The sequence below is a fragment of the Aliagarivorans taiwanensis DSM 22990 genome (assembly GCF_000429505.1).
GTDB classification, from domain to species: Bacteria; Pseudomonadota; Gammaproteobacteria; order Enterobacterales; family Celerinatantimonadaceae; genus Aliagarivorans; species Aliagarivorans taiwanensis.
Window position 1 is genome coordinate 125,458 of sequence record NZ_AUBZ01000002.1, and the last position, 21,213, is coordinate 146,670.

The following is a 21,213-nucleotide window of genomic DNA, read 5'->3' on the forward strand; positions in this document are numbered from 1 at the left end:
TGTCCGTGACTAGAGCAAGGGCATCGGCAAGCGATTCAGCGAAAACTCACTGTCATTAAAGATCAGGTTAATCTGATCGCGCCCATCGACATTATCCAGATACCCCACCTGACGTAGGCCTTCGACATACAAACGATAAGGGCTGTTATCGAAAAACTCTTCGTTGACGCTCATATGGGCGTTCACATCCAGATAGCGCAGCAGTTGCTGTTCGTAGCTGATGTCTTCCAGGCGAAAGGGCTGAACAATGACCTTGGCTTTGGCATCAACATCTCCTTGCATCTTTACGCCGGCTTGCTGGGTATCGATGTCGAAGGCAAACTTACGCAGATCCCATAGCAGCGGCTTGTTGAGCAGCGCTTGGAACAGTTGTTGTTGCTCTTCGGCGCTGGGCGACTGACTTTGCTGGGCGATAAGCTCGAGCAACAACTGCTCTTCCACACCGCCTAGCTGGGCATCCAATTGCAGGTTAGCAAGCTCAAGCTGTTGGCCTTGGCTGCGGCTGGTGATTTGGGCAATACGGGTTTGCAGGTCAAGATAGCTCAAGCCATTCTCGACAAGGTACTGGTTTTGCGTATCAAAATCGCTGGCCGTCACTGCAAAGCCTTCGGCTACCCAGTCTAGCTGTTGTAGCGACCAGTGGCTGCGCTCGGCCAGCCATTGCTGCTCAACCCGGGTAAAGCGTTCGTTCAGGCTGAGACCTTTCACGCTGAAGTGATCGCGGCTGTTTATCCCCTTCAGGCTGGCGCCTTGCCAGCTCATCTCCAGCTCGCCCTTGGTGCCTGCCAAGTCGCTAGTAAATACTGCGTTGAGTGGCTGGATCTCGAAGGGCAGGGCATCCAGCTTGCCGCTAAAGGCTTGGATATTGAGTTGGCTGTTAAGTTGATCGAGCCAAAGATTGGCGTGCCATTTACCTTGGTGGGGGATGTGGGTGAGTCCGTGGCGATGCAGCCACGCTTGAATGCTGCCCTGAGTCATGTCCAGCTGCCAGTGACCACTGGCCCACAGTGGCAGTAGCTGAACGTTCTGATCGATGAAAAATGTCCAGCTCTGCGTCTCGTCTAGCGCAAGCTCAAGTTGCCAACGTTCTTGATAGCTGACGGGGCTGCGCTGGCGGTCGAGCAAGGTTAAGCTGAGGTCATCTTGCTGCGCTAGCTCATTGAGCAGGCTTTCACTGTGCTGCTGGTAGCTATGGTGGGTGAAGTACTGAAGCGAGACAATCACCACGAGAATTGCCAGCACAATGAACTTTTTCATCTATCTCTTTCCTAACGTTATGGCGCACTATTGTGTGTATTGGACTGCGCTACAGCGCCCTAGCTTATCACCGAAGTGGTTAAAATGCGTGGTCACACTGGCGGTGAAGGCTTATAGTTATTACTTATGTCAACAACGGATGTTAGTCATGGTTGCAGTGGTCTGCCCCGACTCCATAGGGGAAATGGAGAAGTACTATCACTTTCGCTGGGAGGTGCTTAACAAGCCGTTGCAGCTGCCCTTGGGAAGTGAGCGCGATGCCTACGATGCCCACAGCATTCATCGGATGATCTGCGACGAACAGGGTGATGCGATTGCTGTGGGACGGCTGTTTGTCAGTGACAATCAAGAGGCGCTGATCCGCCATATCGCGGTAGATCCCATCAAACGTAACCAAGGCATAGGTACGCTACTGATGATGGCGCTGGAGAAAGCGGCGCACAGCGAGGGGGTCAAACGTGTGGTGGTAAACGCCCGCGGCGATTCGGTACCGTTCTTTCTCAGCTGCGGTTTTGAGCCCAATGGCAGCGCCACCTTCGATAAGGTGAAAGTAAAGCAACAGCAGATGGTAAAGGAGCTCTCCGATACGCATCGCTTTGTTCGTCAGCCTAAGCTGTGCACCGAGTTACAGCAGATTTTTAATCAGCAGATCCCACTCAGTGAAAAGATGGGCTTGCGGCTGAGACAGTACACCGGCAACCGTCTTACCACTTCCCTGCCATTGGCTGGAAACCACAATCCCCACCAGACCATGTTTGCCGGCAGCCTGTATAACCTGGCGACTTTATCCGCTTGGGGGATGATCTGGCTGATGCTAAAAGAGCACGGCATCGACGCCGATATCGTGCTGGCAAAATCGGAAATCCGCCATCGCCACGCAGTGACTGAGGATGCCCGAGCCGCCGTGAACAAACGCAGCATGAAGGGCAGCTTGTTGCCGCTTATCAATGGTATAAAGGCCAAGATGCGCGTGGTGGTCGAGATCGGCGACAGCCAACAATGCTGCGCCGAGTTTCGCGCGGTGTTTGTGCTGTTACCGACTGCGCCACCGGCATCCGGCTAGCGCGCTTGGCAAGCCTCAGGGCGGTTAATCGGCTCGACGTGGCTGGCTTGCTCGAGGGCATAAGCCCACGGGCTGTCTTGATGAAACAAGTAGGTTTGCGGTGAATCGCTGGTTCCCCGCCAGCGCTGGGTCAGTTGCCAGCAATCTTGCTCTTGCACCTGAAGCTCCACGTTACGGCTGTGCTGGGCTAAATCGAACTCACCGGCTAGCTGCAGCTGATAGCGCATGCCCGGCAGTTGCTGCGGCGGAATGTGTAGCTTACCTTCGCGAAAGTCGACCTGCAGGCTCAGCTCGCTCAGTTGAGTAACCCCGCGCGGCAGCGCTTGAGGCTCGGTCCATACCAGCGCAACGCCTTGCTTCACCAACGCAGAGGGTGATTCAAAGTGTTGCTCTGGATGGTCAATCACTTGATCGAGCCCTAACTCTAAGTCGCCGCCGGGTAGCTGCAGTAATCGGCTGTTCAGTTGCAGCTCGCCCTCTAAGTTGGCCACGAACTCTTGCAGCTGGCCCTGCCAGCGGCCGCTAAGCTCAAGGTCGCCCACCAAGCGAAACTGACGGTTGTCCGCCAAGCGAGCCAAAGGGCTGATATCCAGCAGCAGAGCCTGCAGCTGTGCTTGCCACGGGCGGTGCGGCTGATCTAGCTGGGTTTGCGCGCTTAGCTCCAGCTGCCCGAGGGGGAGTTCGGCGTACACGCTCAAATAACCTAGCTCGGCCTGTGAGCTGGCATCCACATTAAAGCGTTGCACCACCAAGCCGCGGTAGGCCAGCTCTGGCGCCTCTAGAAACAGCGCGCTGGAGGGCTGCCACAACTGCTCCATCGGTTGCCATTGGCCATCTTCGATAAGTGACAGGTCGCGCAGGTCCAGACTGATCCCTTCGGCGGCGAAGGGGAAGCTATCCACATAGGAGAGCAGCTTTAACTTATGCACTCGGACCTGCTCAAGATACAGTCTGTTTAGCGGTAGCTCGGTGCGAGTTGCTTGACTTTGTTGCGGATTGAACCAGCTCTCCTCAATCGCGAGTTCAATATCATTGGCGGCAAAGCGGCGGATGTGCAGTGACCTGTCGGCAAGCGTGTACTCGCCGCTCACATCAAACTCGCCTTCAAAGGCTTGTGCGCCGAGATAGCCCAGCTGCCATAGCTCCGGTGTCAGCTTGGCTTGAGCGGTGAGCTGCTGGAAATGGTACTGATTGTAGGAAAACTCGCTGGCCTGCCCACTTAGCTCGCCGGACAACTGCTCGATGGCGAACGGCCAAGGTAGGTGTAACTGGCTTAGCTCGGCGTTGACTTGGTTGAGGGTTATTGAGTGTACTGGCTGTCCCTGTTCGGCGGCGTGGCTGAGCATTGCGCTGGAGTCGATAATCAGGGCGCGGCGCAGCGAAAGCTGTTCCAGCCACGCGAGCTCAGGCAATGGACTATCCGCTGGGGCTGGCGACGGCGCTTGTTCATTAAAGTACTCAAAGCGCAGGGTATCGATGACCAGATCGTCTATCCGTAGGTGCTTATCGCGCCAGTTGGCTTGCGCGTAAATACTGCCCTGATAAAGGTCGGCGCTTAGGTGATTGAGCTGCAAGGTGCTGCCATCCCAGGCGAGCGCCAACTGAGGTGCAGCGAGGTTAACCCACGGTGTATGCAGCTGCCCGGCATTTAACAGTAGCTTGAGTCGCCAGTTCTCTGGGTCGAGGCTGTGCTGCTGATAGAGCTGCCAATCCTCAACGATCAGCTCGCCTTTGAGCAGGCGAAAGCTATCGAGGCCATCTTGGTAGTGCACATCGGCATCACTGAGTAGCAGCTTGCCGATACTGGCTTGCTCGAACCACGGTAGCTTACTGCTGGAGGGCTGCGATGTGGTGTTTGAGCTTGTCAGGATACTCGGGCGCAGCGCCAGCTGAGGCTGACGAACTTCTAAGGTGTTGACCCTTAGGTGCTTGTTGAGTAGTGCACTGGCAGAGAGCTGCAGTTCGAGCTCGTCTACCAGTAGCGAAGCGGTATTGGTTTTGCCAACCCGAACTTGCTTGAGGCGCAACACCAGTGGCGCGGAGAGCTGCCAGTCGGCGCTGCGATAGTCGACCTGCCAGTCACTTTGTTGGTTGACCCACTGGAGGATCTGGGAGCGATATTGGTCGGGATGAAACGAGAAGGCCAGGAAGGTTAACCCGGCCAATACCAATAGCAGCAAGATTGCGAGTAGGTCTATCAGGCGTCGGAGCACCACTTATCCTTGTCACTGAGCACTAATTAACATCCATTTTATTATCATAGATTTAGCGCACACAAGGAGTAAACACTCAGCAATGACTGGTTAGCTGGCCCGCTCCAGTGATGACGCCGCTCCAAGCTTACCCTGCAGGTAGTCTTCCAGCTGCGAAACCTGCTGTTCGTTTAAGTAAAGGCCTTGCTTGGTGCGCCGCCAAAGAATGTCCTCGGCGCTGACTGCCCATTCGTTGTCAATCAGGTAATCGACCTCACTTTGGTACAAGCTGCCGCCAAAGTGCTGACCTTTTGCTTGGCTAAGTAGCAACTCAGCGCGGCTGCCATAGTGTTTAATCCAGCGCTCCAGTATGTCTGAAGGTTGCTGGTTATGATGTTGGGCACTTGCGCGTATGTACTCATCGCGGGTGCCTGTGATATCGCCACCCGGCAGAGTATGGCTGGCAGTCCATTCCGGGCCCATTTCGGGAAAACTGGCTTGCAGCATTTTTAGCGCGGCTTCTGCCAGCTTGCGATAAGTGGTCAGCTTGCCGCCGAATACCGATAACAGCGGGGCGCCATCCACCTCAGGCGACAGCTCCAGGGTGTAGTCACGGGTGACCGCGGAGGGGTCACTACTTTCATCCTGACAAAGTGGGCGTACCCCAGAGAAGCTATGTACCACATCGCTTGGGCTAATTGACTGTTTAAAGTGCTGGTTGACGATGTCGCACAGGTAGCTCACTTCATCATTGCTGATCGCCACCTTGGATGGGTCGTCTTGGTATTCCACGTCGGTGGTGCCAATTAGGGTGTAGTCCTGCTGATAAGGAATGGCGAACACAATCCGCTTATCGGCATTTTGCAGGATATAGGCTTGGCGCTCATCGTGGATCTTCGGTACCACAATGTGGCTGCCCTTCACCAAGCGAATGGTACGCGGCGGCAGTTCGCGGATGGTCGATTCGATAAAGCTCTGCACCCACGGGCCCGCCGCGTTCACCAAGCCCCTGCTCTGGTAATGCTTGCTCTCGCCGCTGCGACGGTCTTTGACTTCCACCTGCCACACACCGGCTTCGCGACGGGCACTGACCACTTGCTGGTAGTTGCCCACCAATGCGCCTTTTTCGGCGGCTTGCTGGATATTGGCCACTACCATGCGCGCATCATCGACCCAACAGTCGGAGTATTCAAAGCCACGGGTAATGTTCGGCTTGAGTGGGCTACTTGGGCCAAAGCGCAGGCCCTGACAGCCTTCCAGCTGGCCGCGCTTGGCAAGGTTGTCGTAGAGGAACAAGCCGCTGCGAATCATCCACCACGGGCGCAGGTGAGGGCGATGGGGCAGACGAAAGCGCATTGGCTCGACCAAGTGCGGTGCCTTGCTCAGCAGGGTTTCGCGCTCTTGCAGCGCTTCTCGCACCAAACGAAATTCGTAGTGCTCAAGGTAGCGCAGCCCGCCATGGATAAGCTTAGAGCTGGCCGATGAGGTGGCGCTAGCGAAATCGTTTTGCTCGAATAGGGCAACCTTTAGTCCGCGACCGGCCGCGTCGGCGGCGATACCCGCGCCGTTGATCCCACCACCGATGATCAACAAATCAAATAACTGCTTGCTCACGCCCTTCTCCTTGAGTGCAAATGCGCGTTTATGATCGTTTGCGAAGAATATAGTTCGTATTACGCGCATGATCCATAGAAAAGTTCACATTTGCGCGGTTAGAAATGAAACACTTGTTTAACTAGAGCTCAGGCTCTAGGCTGTAACAAGGCATTAACATAAGGGTTGGAGATGCAGCTTCATCGCATAGCGGGGCATATTCAAAATATCTATCTGGTTCAGTACCCAGATAAACTGCTGCTGTTAGATGGCCTGTGCCGCGCCGATGTGGCGGTGGTGGAAGCCTACGTGCGTGGACAGTTGGCGATGCAGCCACAAGATATCAAAGCGGTGGTGGTCACCCATATGCATCCCGATCACGCGGGCGGTGCGGCACTGCTGCGGCGGCGCTATGGCTGCCAAATACTCACCTGGCAGCACAGCCACGCCTGGTATCGGGGGGCTTGGGGGCTAGGGCGATATCTGTGCGATATGCTGCTTGCTTACTTTGTGGCGCGCCGTCAGGGCAAGTGTTGGCAGAACCTGTTTTACTCGCCCTACCTTAAAGCCGATGGCCACTTGGACGATGGCCAGCCGATTCCCGGATTCGAAGACTGGCAGGCCCTGCATACCCCCGGTCACACCGATCGCGACCTGAGCGTCTATCACTCGCAATCACGCGCCATCTATGTGGCGGACAGTATTATTCGCATCAAGGATAAGCTGGTTGCGCCGTTTCCGGTGCACTATCCTGCTCGCTATCGACAAAGCCTGACGCGCCTGATGCAATTAGAGATTGGGGAGTTTTTGCTGGCACACGGTGAGGGAGGGGCGCTCAGCCGAGCGCAGCTGAGCGAGTTGATCATCAACAGCCCTGAGCGGCCGTCATCGTATTATCGTTTGGCCAAGCAGATGCTGCGGCGTCAGTTTAGCGCTTAGCGTTCTAGTTGCGCTTCCCCAGCGCAATGCAGGCGTACCTCGTTGAGTGTTAAGCATTCGCGCAACTCAGATTGCGGGGCTTGGTCGGTGAACAGCCGGTCGACCTGACTGATCGAGCCAATATTGACCATCGCATTGCGGCCAAACTTATGATGATCGGCGGCCAGCCACACCTCGCGCGAGCTGTCGATAATCGCCTGTGTCACCCTCACCTCGTGGTAGTCAAAATCCAGCAGTGAGCCATCGTTGTCCACGCCACTAACGGTGATGATCCCGTAGTCGAGGCGGAACTGCTTAATCAGATCGATGGTGGCTTCGCCGACGATCCCACCATCTTTATTGCGCACCTCGCCACCGGCCACAATCACCTGACAGTCCGCCTTGCCCATCATTAACGCAGCAACATGCAGGTTGTTGGTGACCACGCGCAGGTCGTTGTGTTCCAGCAATGCTTGGGCGATGGCCTCGCTGGTGGTGCCGATATCGAGGAATAGCGAGGCACCATCGGGGATCTGCTCGGCGATCAGGCTGGCGATCTGCTGTTTGGCATCAGCCGCGAAGTTCTTGCGGGCTTGATAGCTGTCGTTGGTCACGCTGCTGCTACGCAAGGATGCTCCGCCGTGGTGGCGCAGGATCTGCTGCTGGTCGGCCAGCTGATTGAGATCGCGACGGATGGTTTGCGGGCTGACCTGGAGCTGGGCGACCAAGTCTTCGGTGCTGCGAAAGCCATGCTGGCGAAGTTGCTCAATAATCTGCTGGTGGCGTAGCGCTTGTTTCAAAGTGGCATCCTGTCTCTGCGGCGAATAGGCCTTGTTGGTGTGACTACTTTAATAATCTTGAGTCAGTAAAGTTTGATCATGATCAACTATTTCGAAAGCGAACTGCGTGCTTTGAGCGAAATCGAGCATAATGCGCTCAAGACGTTATGCAAGGAACATCAATGAGTCACGAACAGTATGTAGTCGCGCTCGATCAAGGCACAACTAGCTCGCGTGCCATCATATTCAACCATCAAGCCGAAATTGTTGCCAGCTCTCAGCAAGAATTTCCCCAGTACTATCCCAAACCGGGCTGGGTGGAGCACGACGCTATGGAGATCTGGGCCAGTCAAAGCGCATCCTTGACCGCGGTGTTGGCAAAGAGCGGTATTCGTAGCGATCAGATTGCTGCGATTGGTATCACCAACCAACGCGAAACCACCATTGTGTGGGACAAGAACACCGGCATGCCGGTATGCAACGCTATCGTCTGGCAGTGTCGACGCACCACCGAGATCTGTGAGCAATTGCGCGAGCAAGGCTGGGAAGACTATATTCGCGACAACACCGGCTTGGTGCTGGATGCCTACTTCTCGGGCTCCAAACTGAAGTGGATCCTGGAAAACGTACCGGGGGCGCGGGAGAAAGCCGATGCCGGGGAGCTGCTATTCGGTACGGTCGATAGCTGGCTGGTTTGGAAGCTCACTAATGGGCGGGTGCATGTCACCGATATGAGTAATGCCTCGCGCACCATGCTGTTTAACATCAATACCCTGGAGTGGGATGACAAGCTACTGGACTTGTTTGGCGTGCCGCGCAGCATGCTGCCGGAGGTTCGCGAATGTAGCGAAGTTTATGGCCAAACCAACATCGGCGGTAAAGGCGGTACTCGGATCCCGATTGCCGGGATCGCTGGTGACCAGCAAGCGGCGCTATTCGGCCAGCAGTGTTTCAATCAAGGCATGGCCAAGAATACCTACGGTACCGGCTGTTTTTTGTTGATGAACACTGGCGATAAGCCAGTACGCTCGCAACACGGCCTGCTCACCACCATTGCCTTTGGCCTGAATGGCAAGGTGAATTATGCCTTGGAGGGCGCGGTGTTTATGGGCGGTGCGACCATTCAATGGCTGCGCGATGAGCTGGGGTTGATCCGCGATGCCAGCGATACCCAATATTTTGCTGAGAAGGTTAGCGATACGAATGGGGTGTATCTGGTGCCGGCCTTTGTCGGCCTGGGCGCGCCATATTGGGACCCCTATGCACGTGGCACCATGGTCGGCCTTACCCGTGGTGCTAACCGCAACCACATTATTCGCGCTGCACTGGAGTCGATCGCCTACCAAAGCCGTGATCTACTGGACGCGATGCAGGCCGATGCCGGGATTCCCCTTAAAACCCTGCGAGTGGATGGTGGCGCAGTCGCTAATGATTTCCTGCTGCAATTCCAAGCGGATATCACTGGCGATGAGGTGGTGCGACCAAGCCTGATTGAATCCACCGCACAGGGCGCTGCTTTCCTAGCAGGTCTGGCGGTGGGTTATTGGAAAGATACCGCCGAGCTGGCCGACAAGGCAGCCATCGATCGCAGTTATCTGCCAAAGATCGAAGAGTCGCACCGCGAACGGCTGTATAAAGGCTGGAAACGCGCCGTTGAGCGCAGTCTTGCCTGGGAAGAGTAGCGCAGCCTCGTGTGGGAACTCCCGTGAGAAGAGCATGCAAGGTATGCTTAAAAGCCGGACTGAGTCCGGCTTTTTTGCGAGCCGGCTTTGTTGAGACAGTTAGAAAGGAATAGGCGATGTTGGGTGATGTAGTGCTGTTAATGGTGTTGGTGTTTGTCGGGCTGTGGTTTTGGCAGCTGCGGCAGATGGCCGAGGCGAGTGAGCGCCACGCCAAGCGTGCCTGCAACAGCCAAAACCTGCAGCTACTCGCGGTTGCACTGCAGCGTGCTCGCCCCGCCTTTGGTGGCAACAGCGGCTTGAGCTGGTGCGGTAGCTACCTGTTTGAGTTCAGCACCGATGGGGTTAACCGGCTGCAAGCCACTATGACCCTGCACGGTCAAACCTTGCTTGGGATTGATTGGCCGGTCTTCCCGGAACCGGAGTGGCAGCATGCGCCGGAGAGTAAGCGACGCAGCTGTTGTGGCTAGGGCTGTTAGTGCTGCAGGCTAAGCTGACGCGCTCGTACTTTTTGGGCCAGTAGCACCAGCACACTAAGGCTAAGGGCATAGCTGGCATCCATCCCGAGCGCCAGCAGCACCAGAGCACACAGCGCGGTGCTGATCGCTGCAACTACCCGCCACAGGCCGTTTAGTAGCACTACGCCCGCCGCCATGCTAATCAGATACACCACCACAAAGTTGCCGTTGGCATAGCGGATCAGTTGCTCTATCGGTAGTGACCACCATTGGGTAACCGTGGCGCTAAGCATCGACGCGCCCACCACGACCAACAGGGCTCGGCCGGGCACTTTGTTGCTGGTAAGCTTGGCCAATGGATGGCTGTGGCTATGTTCGTCACTGAGGCTCCAAATCAAGCGGGCAAAGCCTTGCACGTAGATGTTGATACTGGCAAAGCAAGCCAGATAGCCAATTACGGCGGCCACCCAAAGGCCTTTTTCACCCAACAGCGCGGCAAAGATGGTCGGCAAGGATTGGCTGTTGGCCAACTCATCTCCATAGCTGTGATGGTGCAGCACCAAGACTGACGCCGCGTAGTACACGCCGCCTGCCAACAACACGCCGCAAATAAGGGCGATGGGGAAGTCGCGTTCCGGGCGTTTGAACTCTTCACCTAGGTGAGTGAAGGCCTCAATCCCAACAAAGCACCAAAACATCACACCTAGCGCCGAGGCCACTTGGCCGTCGATAATCGCGCTATTGGCCGGTGGCGACCACAGGGCCAGGCTAGGTGGTTCAAGGCCGAGAAGCACCACCACGGCGGAGACAATCGCAATCGCGATCACCGCCTGGATCTGGCCAACTTTCTTGGCGCCGGAAAGGCCTAAAAGCAGCATCAACGCCAGAGAGCCCAACTGAATAAGCAGAACCTGCCAGGATTGCAGCTCGAACAGCGACTGCCAGAAACCACTGGCGATACCCAGCGCCGCAGGCAGGCCAACTGGTAGTACTGTGAGAAACAAGATCGCGGTTAAGCGTTCCGCCTTCTTACCAAAGGCCTTGGCGGCCAAGTGTGCTGGCCCACCCGCATGGGGGTAGCGCTTGCCCAGCGCGGCAAAGCTAAACGCGATAGGTAGCACACACAGCACCAACAATAGCCATGAGGTAAGTGAGTATTCACCAGCGATGCTGGCGACGATGGCCGGAATAATGAACACCCCGGTCCCCAACAGGGAGGTGGTGAGCAAGGCAATCCCCTGTGGGATGCCGAGTTGGCGGTTGAGTCGGTCCATGCTGATCGTCCTTAATAACAGCTAAAGGCGGGAGTTAGGGCCACAGTCTACTGCTAACGCTGGGGGGTGAGCACGAGTGAGAGTGGCGGATTTCCCCGTGAAATTCACGGAAGCCAGCGACGAATTCACGGCGGGTTGGCTTGGGCTGCGCGCCCATTGAGATTTTGCAGCGAGTGTAGCGATTTTGCCTAATCGCAAATAACCAGTACACTCGTGCATAGAGTGTGAAGGAAGGACTTGAGATGGACAAATTTGATCGGCAAATCATTAGCTTACTGGTTGAAGACGCGCGCCAGTCGGTGAGCGAGCTTGCCCGTCAGATTAATCTATCGCGTTCGGCCACTGCCGATCGACTTAAGCACTTGGAAGAGCAAGGCATTATCCAAGGCTACCATGCCCGCCTCGGCAGTACTGCCGCCACCTTATGTGCCTATCTGGAGCTGCACTACCGCGAGCATAACTGCGATGCCTATGCCGAGCAGATCCGTGCCATCCCCGAGGTAAAACGCTGCTGCGCAATTAGCGGGCAGGTGGATATGATCCTCTATGTGGAAGTTGAGAGCATGGCCCGGCTCGATGAAATTCGGATCATTCTCGAGCAGATGGAAAAGATGGTGATGGTACGCACCCACATGGTGTTGCGCGATATCTGGCGACGCGACTAAGGCGAGCTTAGGCCCGCCCTCGCGATCATTAAAGCTTTGACTTAGTTGGCTTCCGCCTGAGCCATCGCCGCGCGTTCTTGCTTAGCTGGTGCTGGCGTAAACAGTAGCGTCATCACCACGGCGGTGATCCCACTGGTGGTTACTGGCGAGCTGAAGATACTCTGCACAATGGCGGGCGCTTGCTTGAGCACTTCCGGCACCATCATGACCCCCAAGCCCGTACCAAACGACACCGCCATAATCATCAGTTTGTGCCTGTCCAAACGCTCCTGAGCAATGATCTTGATCCCCGCCGCTGCGACGGTGCCAAACATCACCAGTGTAGCACCGCCAATCACTGGCTTGGGAATGGTCGATAGCAGCGCACCAACGATGGGAAATAGCCCCAGCAACACCAGAATCAGCGCAATGTAGTAGCCAATATAGCGACTGGCGATGCCGGTTATTTGAATCACGCTGTTGTTCTGACTAAAGGTGGTGTTGGGAAAGGTGGTAAACACCGCAGCCAGCATCGAGTTGATGCCATCACCTAAGATGCCACGCTTCACCCGCTGCAGATAGCTCTCCCCTTCAACGGGCTGTTTGGTGACCATGCAGTTCGCGGTAATGTCGCCAGCAGTCTCGATAGCGGTGATGGCGTAAATCAGTGCCACCGGCACAAACAAACCCCAATCGAAGTCAAAGCCGAAGCGAAAGGGAATCGGCACGCTAATCAGCGGCTGGTTCAGCTTGCCTTCAAGGCTGACCATGCCCATGGCGCTGGCCAGTAGGTAGCCGGTCAGGATGCCAATCAAAATAGACGAGATGCGCAACATCGGGTGCTTGGAGCGGTTAAAGGCAATAACGGTGATTAACACGGTGCCGCCGACCAGCAGGTTTTGCCAATGGCCCAAGGTTGGCGAGTTGAAGCCGCCCGCCAGATCGGTCATGCCGACCTTGATCAGCGACACGCCGATGGTGGTCACCACCACACCGGTCACCAGCGGGGTGATCACCCGTCGTAGCTTGCCAATAAACTGGGAGATGACAATCTCTACCAACGCGCCAACCAGACACAGGCCAAACAGCATCGCCATTACTTGCTCAGGAGTACCGCCGTTGCCTTTTACCAGCAAGCCTGCGGCCAAGATGGTACTTAAGAACGCAAAGCTGGTGCCCTGCACGCAGATCATGCCGGCGCCAACCGGGCCAAACCTACGCGCCTGAATAAAGGTACCAACGCCAGATACCATTAGCGCCATGCTGATCAGGTAAGGTAAGTAGTCGCCCAGACCTAGCACACCGCCGATGATCAATGTCGGCGTGATAATGCCAACGAAGCTGGCGAGTACATGCTGTAAGCCCGCATAAAGGGCAACTGCCGGTTGGGGACGATCCTCTAGCTGGTACACCAGCTCTGTGTCGCCGTGTGGGTGCTCGCTCAATGTAACCTCCTTGTTTAGACTGCTGGCCTTGCTCGGCAAGGCGGCAGGGAAGGTATCCCCGCCTCAATCTAGTAGGGGTGAGCAAAAACCTGACCAATTATTCAAGTTCTGACTGTGAAATACTCGAAAACGCGTTGTGGTGCAGGTGTGATCGTAATGTAGCGATGCTGTTGCGGGGTGGGCTGGCTAGCGCAGGGCAGCAGCCTGCGCAGTAACTGTGCGGCTACGCACGGTTATTGAGCGCGAGATTATCAACCGGCAACTTAGGCCTGAGCGAACTGCTGCTTGTTGCCCAGCCAACGCTGGATAAGCGGCTCAACGGTTTCAGGATGCTGCTGCAGGAGCTGGCGAGCCAGATTCTGCGCCTCTGGCAGTAGCTGTTGGTCGCGTAGCAGATCGGCTACCTTAAACTCCGCCACACCGGTTTGTTTGGTGCCTAATACCTCGCCGGGGCCGCGGATCTCCAAGTCGCGCTGGGCAATCACAAAGCCATCAGTGCTCTCACGCAGCGCTGCCAGTCGCTGCTGGGCAGTTTTGCTGAGTGGGCTGTGGTAGAGCAATACGCAATGGCTTTCGACCTTGCCCCGGCCGACTCGTCCGCGTAGCTGATGCAGCTGCGCCAGCCCCAGCCGCTCGGGGTTTTCGATAATCATCAGGCTGGCATTAGGGACATCCACCCCAACTTCGATCACCGTGGTAGCCACCAGTAGGTCTAGCTCGCCTTGTTTGAACTGCTCCATCACCCATTGCTTTTCTTGGGCCTTCATTCGCCCGTGTACCAAGCCGATGCGTAGCTCTGGCAGGCGTTTTTGCAGCTCGTCGGCGGTATCCTCGGCGGCCTGGCATTGCAGAACCTCTGATTCCTCAATCAGGGTACAAACCCAGTAGACCTGGCGCTTGTCGTTGACGCAGGCCTGGCGAACTCGCTCAACAACCTGATCGCGACGGGTATCGGGCAGCGCAACGGTGGTGATTGGCGTGCGCCCGGGCGGCAGCTCATCGATTATCGACAGCGATAAGTCGGCATAGGCGGTCATCGCCAAGGTGCGCGGGATCGGCGTGGCAGTCATGATCAGTTGATGCGGCAGGCTGTGGTCGACCCCTTTATCGCGCAAGGCCATGCGCTGGTGGACGCCAAAGCGGTGCTGCTCATCGATGATTACCAGTGCCAGCCTGGCAAAGCTCACTTGGTCTTGGAAGATGGCATGGGTGCCGACTACCATCTGGGCTTCACCACTGGCAATGCGCTCCAGCGCCAGTTTTCGCTCGCTGGCTTTTTGCTTGCCCGCTAGCCACTCAACGCCGATGCCTAAGGGCTCCAGCCATTGGCGGAAGTTCGCGGCATGTTGCTCGGCCAAGATCTCGGTGGGGGCCATTAACGCCACCTGCAGCTGATTACCCAGCGCTTGCAGGGCCGCCAATACCGCTACTAATGTTTTTCCGCTGCCCACATCGCCCTGTACCAATCGCATCATCGCATGGGGCTGTTGCAGATCTTGTTCTATCTCTGCCACCACCCGCTGCTGTGCCTTGGTGGGCTCAAACGGCAGGCTGGCCAGTAAGGCTTGGGTGAGCTTGGGGCAGGGCGGCAGCGCTTGCGCGGGCAGCTGATGCTGGCTTTGCCGCAGCTTGAGCATACTCAGCTGATGGGCGGCCAACTCTTCGATGACCAGTCGCTGCTGAGCTGGGTGTTGGCCCAGCTCAAAGCTGGCGTGTTCGGTGGCTGCATTCGGGCGATGTAGTTCACTGAGCGCCTCACTGAGGACGAGGCGATGGGGGCGAAGCGGCTCAGGGATCAGCTCTTTCATTGGGTAGCGGCGCAGCATATCCAGTGCCTGCTCGCTAAGCTTGCGCAGGCTCAACTGCTTTAACCCTTCGGTGGTGGGGTAGACCGGGGTGAGTTGCTCTTCCACCTGCACCGGTTGGCCCGCTTGGCTGATCTGGTATTCCGGGTGGATCATCTCCCAGCCGTGGTTGCCGCGTTTGACCTCGCCAAAACAGCGCATCATCAGGCCGTTTTGCATGGCCTGGCGCTGGGCATTACTGAAGTGGAAGAAACGCAGGGTAATGGCACCGCTGGCATCGCTAATCCGGCAGACTAGCATGCGCTTGCGCCCTTGTAGCACATCGACCTTGTTGATCTCGCCCTGCACGCTGACATGCAGGCCATTGAGTAGGTCGCCAATCGGCCAGAGCCGAGTGCGATCCTCGTAGCGCATAGGGAGGTGTAGCAGCAGGTCCCCGACGCTATGGATGTCGAGTTTGTGTAGGCGCTCCGCCAGTTTTGCGCCCACGCCTTTTAAGGTGGTGATGTCGAGCTTATTCGGGTCCACGTCGCTTGCTGCTAATAGCCACTGTAAATTTACACAGGTATCGGCAGTATATATGAGTTTTCAGCAATTTATAGCGTGGTTGCGCGATTCATCGTCAGGATTTTGGCTCTTTATACCCGCACAACCTCTGAATCCTGCATCTTGAGATTGTTCGGGTATAGTGCATGGATTTTGCTAGGATCAGCGAAGATCGACGATGTGGAGGATCTATGAAATCAGACTGTTTTATCCGCCTTGGCCTGTTCAGTAGCGCATTACTGAGTTGTGTAGCAATGGCCTCCTCGGGGCCGCAGATTGAGCAGCCCATTGAGCGCCCCAGACCGGAACATCCCATCGAGATCCCACGCCCAGAACAGCCGATCGAGCGTCCGGGTCGGCCCAATCGCCCTGGTGGGCGGCCCTATCCACCGGTGGTGGTGTATCCCCCTAGCATTAACCTGCCGGTAGACTGGCAAAGTTCCACCATCACCTTTTATCAGGTGGCAAAAGAGCAGGCCCCGCTACCCGGTGAGCTGACCAATATTGAAGTAGCAGCGGATGACCGCGCCAAGCTGATGATTATCGACGCCAAGCAAGAGGTGGTGTTTGACGGCTGGCTGGGTATGGGCGATCTGCGCCAATGGCAGGTGCGCCACCCCGTGCAGCTGTTTTTCTCTGAGCTCAACGAGATTGAGCTCACCGTGGCGGGTGAGGCCATCGACCTAAGTGGCTACCCCCAAGATAGCGCGGTTTCGTTACGCTTCGGCGAAGCGGAAGGTCAATGACAACTATTCACCCCGCTGTTGGCTTCACGTATCATTAGCCCATTCGATTTAGGGGGATCACATGGCAAAGTTGTCACTGCAAGAACAAATGATGAAGGCTGGCCTGGTTAGCCAGAAGAAGGCGCAAAAGGCCAAGAAGCAAGCGAAAAAGGGCCGCACTATGCGCCGTGAAGTGCAAGCCGCCACTCAGGCTCAGCGCGAAGAACAGTTGCAGCGCGATCAGGCGCTCAACCAGCAGCGTAACCAGGAAGCCCAAGACAAGGCCATTGCCGCGCAGGTGAAGCAGTTGATCACCAGCAATGCCATCGACATCAGTGGTGGTGATATCACCTACAACTTTACCCACGATAGCGTAGTGAAGAACCTCGATCTTAACGCCAAGCATCGCCAAGATGTGATCGATGGTCGTTTGGCCATTGCAGTATCAGAAGGTAAGTACTTTGTACTGGCGAAAGTGGTGGCCGAGAAGATTGCCCAACGCGCGCCAGAAGCGATTGTGGTGCTGTACGACCCTGCCAGTGAGCAGGTGGATGAAGATGACCCTTACGCAGATTATCAGATCCCAGATGATTTGATGTGGTAATTCACTGAGCCGACCTTGGGTCGGCTTTTTTGTGCCAGAATGAAAGCAAGTTTTACGCGAACTATCCGGAGCTCTCGTGTTACTGAATAAATACAGCGCATTCTACTTGTTGGTACTGGTTTCCATCGGTGTGCTTCATTACTCCCTGTTTCCTGTTCACTTGGAGTTCGATGTTGCCAGTATTCTGGCCGAAGGCTGCATTAGCCTGGTGGTGTTGTTTATCTTGTTGAATTTGTCTCAGCTCAACCTCACCCGCCGCACCCTCAACTTGCTACGGATTGCGTTCTTATTATTGCTAATTTCCCTGAGTGTGGACGTGCTCGATGAGGTCTATCAGCAGCCTGACTTTGTCGTATCGCTGTTTGAAGACCTGTTCCAAGTCATCGGTTTTGTGGTGCTGCTGTTCGGTATTCGCTTATGGATCCGCAGCAATAACCAGCAAAAAGAGAAACTTAAACTGTTGGCCACCACCGATTCAATGACCGGTGCACTGTCGCGGCGGGCCTTTTCAGAAGCGGCCAATCTGGAGTTTCATAAGATGAAGCGTGGCGGTATGCCGTTTGCGGTGCTGCTGCTCGATCTGGATAACTTCAAATCGATAAACGATACCTATGGCCATAACGCCGGTGATGCCATCCTTAAGGGCTTTGTGGACGAAATCAGCCACTCGATACGTCAGAGCGATGTGTTTGCCCGCTGGGGGGGGGAAGAGTTCATCTTACTTGCAACCAACATCGACGATGCGGGTCTGAACACTTTTGCAGAGAAGCTGCGAGAGGTGACGGAGGGCATGGCGGTGCGCCATCAAGGGCAGTTAATTCGCGTGACCACCAGTCTCGGTGGCGATTTCTCGCGGCTTGAGGATGATGGCTGGGAAGACACCATCAATCGCGCCGATGATTTGCTGTATAAGGCCAAAGCGAAGGGGCGTAACCGGGTTGAGTTGCCACTGCAATAGCGGGTTGGCCATGCAAAAGAAAGCCGGCTGACGCCGGCTTTTTACTGGCTAGAGCTGTCGAACTAGATGGCTTTGAGGATGTTATCCACCGAGGCCTTGGCATCGCCAAACAGCATGTCGGTGTTCTCTTTGAAGAACAGCGGATTTTGCACCCCGGCATAGCCGGTGGCCATGGAGCGTTTAAACACCACCACGTTCTTGGCGTTCCACACTTCCAGCACGGGCATACCCGCAATCGGACTACCGGGCTCTTTGGCTGCTGGGTTTACCGTGTCGTTGGCGCCGATAACCAATACCACGTCGGCATCGCTGAAATCGTCATTGATCTCATCCATCTCGAACACGATGTCGTAGGGCACCTTGGCCTCGGCGAGCAGTACGTTCATATGGCCGGGCAGGCGCCCTGCCACCGGGTGAATCGCAAAGCGCACATTCACGCCTTTCTCGCGCAGCTTCTTGGTGATATCGGCCACCGGATACTGGGCTTGGGCAACTGCCATACCGTAGCCCGGTGCGATAATCACCTCGTTGGCGGCTTTGAGCATCTCGGCAACGTCTTCTGCTTGCACCTCGGTGTGCTCACCTTGCTCGCCATCGCTCACCACTGTGCCGCCTTCGGCGCCAAATCCACCCAAAATCACGCTGATAAAGGAGCGGTTCATCGCCTTACACATAATGTAGGAGAGGATGGCACCCGAGCTACCCACTAGCGCACCGGTGATAATCAGCAGCTCGTTGCTCAGCATAAAGCCCGAGGCCGCCGCTGCCCAACCCGAGTAGGAGTTGAGCATCGATACCACCACTGGCATATCGGCACCACCAATGGCAGCCACCAGGTTGTAGCCAAACACAAAGGCAATCAAGGTCATCAGCACTAGCGCCCAAACTCCGCCCGTCGACATATAGATAGCGCCGAGCAGCAGCGAGACGATAATCATCGCCAGATTGAGCTGGTGGCCACCGGGCAGGCCTTTTGCAGCCGATTTAATCACGCCGCGTAGCTTACCGAATGCCACAATCGAGCCGGTGAAGGTTACGGCACCAATAAAGATACCCAAGAACACTTCCACGTCGTGGATGGTTTTAGCGGCGCCCGACATAGGCGCGTGCTCGATGGCGCTGGAAAAGCCCACCAGTACCGCGGCCATCCCGACAAAGCTGTGCAGCATGGCGACCAGCTCAGGCATCTCGGTCATCTCTACGCGCAGCGCGACTCGCACCCCGATGGCGGCACCGACGGCCATCGCTAGGGTGATGATCCAGCTACCGCCGCTGACTTGGGAGCTGGCGAGGGTGGCGATGATCGCCAGTGCCATACCCACGATGCCGAAGATGTTGCCGCGTTGTGCGGTGTCTTGGCGGCTTAGGCCCGCCAGACTGAGGATAAATAGCAGAGCAGCGATCAAGTAGGCTGCAGTTACAATTCCCTGTGACATGTTCGCTCTCCTTACTGCTCGTCTTTACGGAACATTTTCAGCATCCGTTGGGTAACCGTGAAACCACCGACAATGTTAATGGTGGCAATCAAAATCGCGATTCCCGAGAGGAACAGCACGATACCAGAGGCTTGGGTGGTCATTTGCACCAATGCACCGAGCACGATGATGCCACTGATGGCGTTGGTCACGCTCATCAGCGGCGTATGCAGCGCATGGGTCACGTTCCATACCACGTAGTAACCGACCACACAGGCCAGCACGAAGATGCTGAACAACTGCAAAAACTCGGTGGGGGCGTTGTGGGCGATCCAACCAAACAGCAGAGCACCACCGGCAGCCAAGGCGGGTTTGAGCCATGGCTTGGCCGGTTTCGGCTCTTCCACGGGGGCGGGCTCTGGAGCGGGGGCCGCTTGTGGCTGGGCACTGACTTGAATCGGCGGTGGCGGGAAGGTGATTTCACCATCTTTAACCGCCGTTACGCCGCGGATAACTTCGTCGTCAAAGTCGATATCGACTTGGCCATCTTTATTAGGGGTCAACAATTTGAACAAGTTGACCAGGTTGGTGCCATAAAGTTGACTGGCTTGCGCGGGCAGGCGGTTAGACAGATCGGTAAGGCCGATTAACGTCACGTCATGCTTTACCACGATCTCGCCGGGATCGGTGAGTTCGCAGTTACCGCCAGTGGCCGCTGCTAAATCGACAATCACGCTGCCCGGTTTCATCAGCTCCACCATATCCGCCAGAATCAGCTTCGGCGCTGGCTTCCCGGGGATAAGCGCGGTGGTGATGATGATATCGACATCTTTGGCTTGTTCGCGGAATAAGGCCATCTCGGCGTCGATAAAGGCCTGGCTCATCTCCTTGGCGTAGCCGTCACCCGGCCCGGTATCTTCCTCTTCGTAGTCCAGCTCTAAGAACTCAGCGCCCATGGAGTTGATCTGCTCTTTTACCTCGGGGCGGGTATCGAAGGCGCGGACAATCGCGCCCAAACTACCTGCTGCGCCGATGGCGGCCAAGCCGGCAACACCGGCACCGATAATCAAAACCTTCGCCGGGGGAACCTTACCGGCTGCGGTGATCTGTCCGGTAAAGAAGCGACCAAAGTGGTTAGCGGCTTCGATAACCGCGCGGTAGCCATCCACGTTCGATAGGGAGGAGCGGGCATCCAGCGACTGAGCGCGCGAGATCCGCGGCACCATGTCCATGGCGAGCAGGTTGATGCCTTTATCCTTACACTGCTCGAGCAGCTCGGGGTTTTGCGCGGGCCAGGCAAAGCTGGCGATGGTGGTGCCGCTGCTGGTTAGCTCCAGCTCTTCGCTGCTTGGTGCGTTGATCTTAAAAATAACGTCTGAGGCAAAGGTTTGTGCCTGGCTACCAAGGCTTGCACCGGCCTCTTGATATGCCTCGTCCAGAAAATTGGCGGCGCTGCCTGCGCCTGTTTCTACCATTACGTCAAAGCCAAGCTTTTGTAACTGCGCCACGGTTGCGGGGGTTGCAGCTACCCTGGCTTCATTGGCGACGCTCTCCTTGGGTATTCCAATTTGCATAGTCTGTTCCTGCTAGTTGTAGGTATTTGTCTTAACGGCGTTCCATTGTGCGATTACTACTCAAGTTGTTGGTTTTTTAATCCTGTGTTGGCTATGTAAGAGAACTCAGAGCTAAAGGTCAATAGCAAAAGTGACATTTACCTGCTTTATCGCAATGGTAAAACCTCTTATGTTAACAATGGGTTACATTCTCGCTTGGGCGTTTAGCCCGCGCCAACTGGGCGCAGGCTCGCAGAAATGGCGCTGTTTGAAGAATTGGCCCCAGGATTGCTTATACTGATGTT

Annotated in this window: 17 protein-coding genes; 8 read left to right on the forward strand and 9 right to left on the reverse strand. The window is 56.1% G+C overall.

What is annotated here, in order from left to right; genetic code table 11:
- Nucleotides 1-9: 9 nt before the first annotated feature.
- The gene (locus G462_RS0102145) at nucleotides 10-1,257 is read right to left on the reverse strand and encodes a YdgA family protein (protein WP_026957516.1); all 1,248 of its coding nucleotides are present in this window, start codon (nucleotides 1,255-1,257) and stop codon (nucleotides 10-12) included.
- 148 nt (nucleotides 1,258-1,405) lie between these two features.
- On the opposite strand from G462_RS0102145, the gene G462_RS21525 reads away from it, so the two are divergent.
- Nucleotides 1,406-2,320, forward strand: a complete 915-nt coding sequence (locus G462_RS21525; RefSeq protein ID WP_035476460.1) for a bifunctional GNAT family N-acetyltransferase/hotdog fold thioesterase — start codon at nucleotides 1,406-1,408, stop codon at nucleotides 2,318-2,320.
- Here the strand turns inward: G462_RS21525 and G462_RS0102155 are convergent.
- Both G462_RS0102155 and glpD read right to left on the reverse strand, forming a co-directional pair.
- Entirely contained in the window at nucleotides 2,317-4,533 is a 2,217-nt protein-coding gene (locus G462_RS0102155; protein WP_026957517.1) for an AsmA family protein, read from the reverse strand. The two genes, G462_RS21525 and G462_RS0102155, sit on opposite strands and share 4 nt — an antisense overlap.
- A 90-nt stretch (nucleotides 4,534-4,623) precedes the next feature.
- Nucleotides 4,624-6,126 (reverse strand): glycerol-3-phosphate dehydrogenase, encoded by a 1,503-nt coding sequence (gene glpD, locus G462_RS0102160; RefSeq protein WP_035476462.1) that lies wholly within the window; start codon nucleotides 6,124-6,126, stop codon nucleotides 4,624-4,626.
- 171 nt (nucleotides 6,127-6,297) lie between these two features.
- Between glpD and G462_RS0102165 the strand changes: the two genes are divergently transcribed.
- Nucleotides 6,298-7,044 (forward strand): MBL fold metallo-hydrolase, encoded by a 747-nt coding sequence (locus tag G462_RS0102165; protein ID WP_026957519.1) that lies wholly within the window; start codon nucleotides 6,298-6,300, stop codon nucleotides 7,042-7,044.
- Here G462_RS0102165 and G462_RS0102170 read toward each other — a convergent pair.
- The gene (locus G462_RS0102170; protein ID WP_026957520.1) at nucleotides 7,041-7,823 is read right to left on the reverse strand and encodes a DeoR/GlpR family transcriptional regulator; all 783 of its coding nucleotides are present in this window, start codon (nucleotides 7,821-7,823) and stop codon (nucleotides 7,041-7,043) included. The two genes, G462_RS0102165 and G462_RS0102170, sit on opposite strands and share 4 nt — an antisense overlap.
- A 161-nt stretch (nucleotides 7,824-7,984) precedes the next feature.
- Here G462_RS0102170 and glpK point away from each other — a divergent pair, with 161 nt between their 5' ends.
- Nucleotides 7,985-9,484 carry a glycerol kinase GlpK gene (gene glpK / locus G462_RS0102175; protein WP_026957521.1) on the forward strand — a complete coding sequence of 500 codons (1,500 nt, stop codon included), beginning with the start codon at nucleotides 7,985-7,987 and terminating at the stop codon, nucleotides 9,482-9,484.
- 116 nt (nucleotides 9,485-9,600) lie between these two features.
- Nucleotides 9,601-9,951 (forward strand): DUF3301 domain-containing protein, encoded by a 351-nt coding sequence (locus tag G462_RS0102180; protein WP_026957522.1) that lies wholly within the window; start codon nucleotides 9,601-9,603, stop codon nucleotides 9,949-9,951.
- Between the two features lie 5 nt (nucleotides 9,952-9,956).
- Here G462_RS0102180 and yjeH read toward each other — a convergent pair whose 3' ends face one another.
- Nucleotides 9,957-11,213, reverse strand: a complete 1,257-nt coding sequence (gene yjeH, locus G462_RS0102185; protein ID WP_026957523.1) for an L-methionine/branched-chain amino acid transporter — start codon at nucleotides 11,211-11,213, stop codon at nucleotides 9,957-9,959.
- Nucleotides 11,214-11,455: 242 nt separating this feature from the next.
- On the opposite strand from yjeH, the gene G462_RS0102190 reads away from it, so the two are divergent.
- A complete protein-coding gene (locus G462_RS0102190) occupies nucleotides 11,456-11,878 on the forward strand; it encodes an Lrp/AsnC family transcriptional regulator (RefSeq protein WP_026957524.1) in 423 nt (140 codons plus the stop codon).
- Between the two features lie 41 nt (nucleotides 11,879-11,919).
- Here the strand turns inward: G462_RS0102190 and G462_RS0102195 are convergent, their stop codons facing one another.
- The gene (locus G462_RS0102195) at nucleotides 11,920-13,302 is read right to left on the reverse strand and encodes a uracil-xanthine permease family protein (RefSeq protein ID WP_026957525.1); all 1,383 of its coding nucleotides are present in this window, start codon (nucleotides 13,300-13,302) and stop codon (nucleotides 11,920-11,922) included.
- A gap of 263 nt (nucleotides 13,303-13,565) precedes the next feature.
- Nucleotides 13,566-15,635: an ATP-dependent DNA helicase RecG gene (gene recG, locus G462_RS0102200; RefSeq protein ID WP_026957526.1), complete on the reverse strand. Its 2,070-nt coding sequence runs from the start codon at nucleotides 15,633-15,635 to the stop codon at nucleotides 13,566-13,568.
- 209 nt (nucleotides 15,636-15,844) lie between these two features.
- Between recG and G462_RS0102205 the strand changes: the two genes are divergently transcribed.
- The 3 genes from G462_RS0102205 (at nucleotide 15,845) to G462_RS23735 (ending at nucleotide 17,940) form a co-directional block, all read left to right on the forward strand.
- The gene (locus G462_RS0102205; RefSeq protein ID WP_026957527.1) at nucleotides 15,845-16,399 is read left to right on the forward strand and encodes a RodZ domain-containing protein; all 555 of its coding nucleotides are present in this window, start codon (nucleotides 15,845-15,847) and stop codon (nucleotides 16,397-16,399) included.
- Between the two features lie 61 nt (nucleotides 16,400-16,460).
- On the forward strand, nucleotides 16,461-16,982 hold the full coding sequence (locus tag G462_RS0102210; protein WP_026957528.1) for a DUF2058 domain-containing protein: 522 nt from the start codon (nucleotides 16,461-16,463) through the stop codon (nucleotides 16,980-16,982).
- A 76-nt stretch (nucleotides 16,983-17,058) separates the two neighbouring features.
- A complete protein-coding gene (locus G462_RS23735) occupies nucleotides 17,059-17,940 on the forward strand; it encodes a GGDEF domain-containing protein (RefSeq protein WP_051326471.1) in 882 nt (293 codons plus the stop codon).
- Nucleotides 17,941-18,002: 62 nt separating this feature from the next.
- On the opposite strand, the gene pntB is transcribed toward G462_RS23735, so the two are convergent.
- Together pntB and G462_RS0102225 are read right to left on the reverse strand one after the other, a co-directional pair.
- Nucleotides 18,003-19,376, reverse strand: a complete 1,374-nt coding sequence (pntB, locus tag G462_RS0102220; RefSeq protein ID WP_026957529.1) for a Re/Si-specific NAD(P)(+) transhydrogenase subunit beta — start codon at nucleotides 19,374-19,376, stop codon at nucleotides 18,003-18,005.
- Nucleotides 19,377-19,387: 11 nt separating this feature from the next.
- Nucleotides 19,388-20,929, reverse strand: coding sequence for a Re/Si-specific NAD(P)(+) transhydrogenase subunit alpha (locus G462_RS0102225; RefSeq protein WP_026957530.1), 1,542 nt, complete (start codon nucleotides 20,927-20,929; stop codon nucleotides 19,388-19,390).
- Between the last annotated feature and the right edge of the window lie 284 nt (nucleotides 20,930-21,213).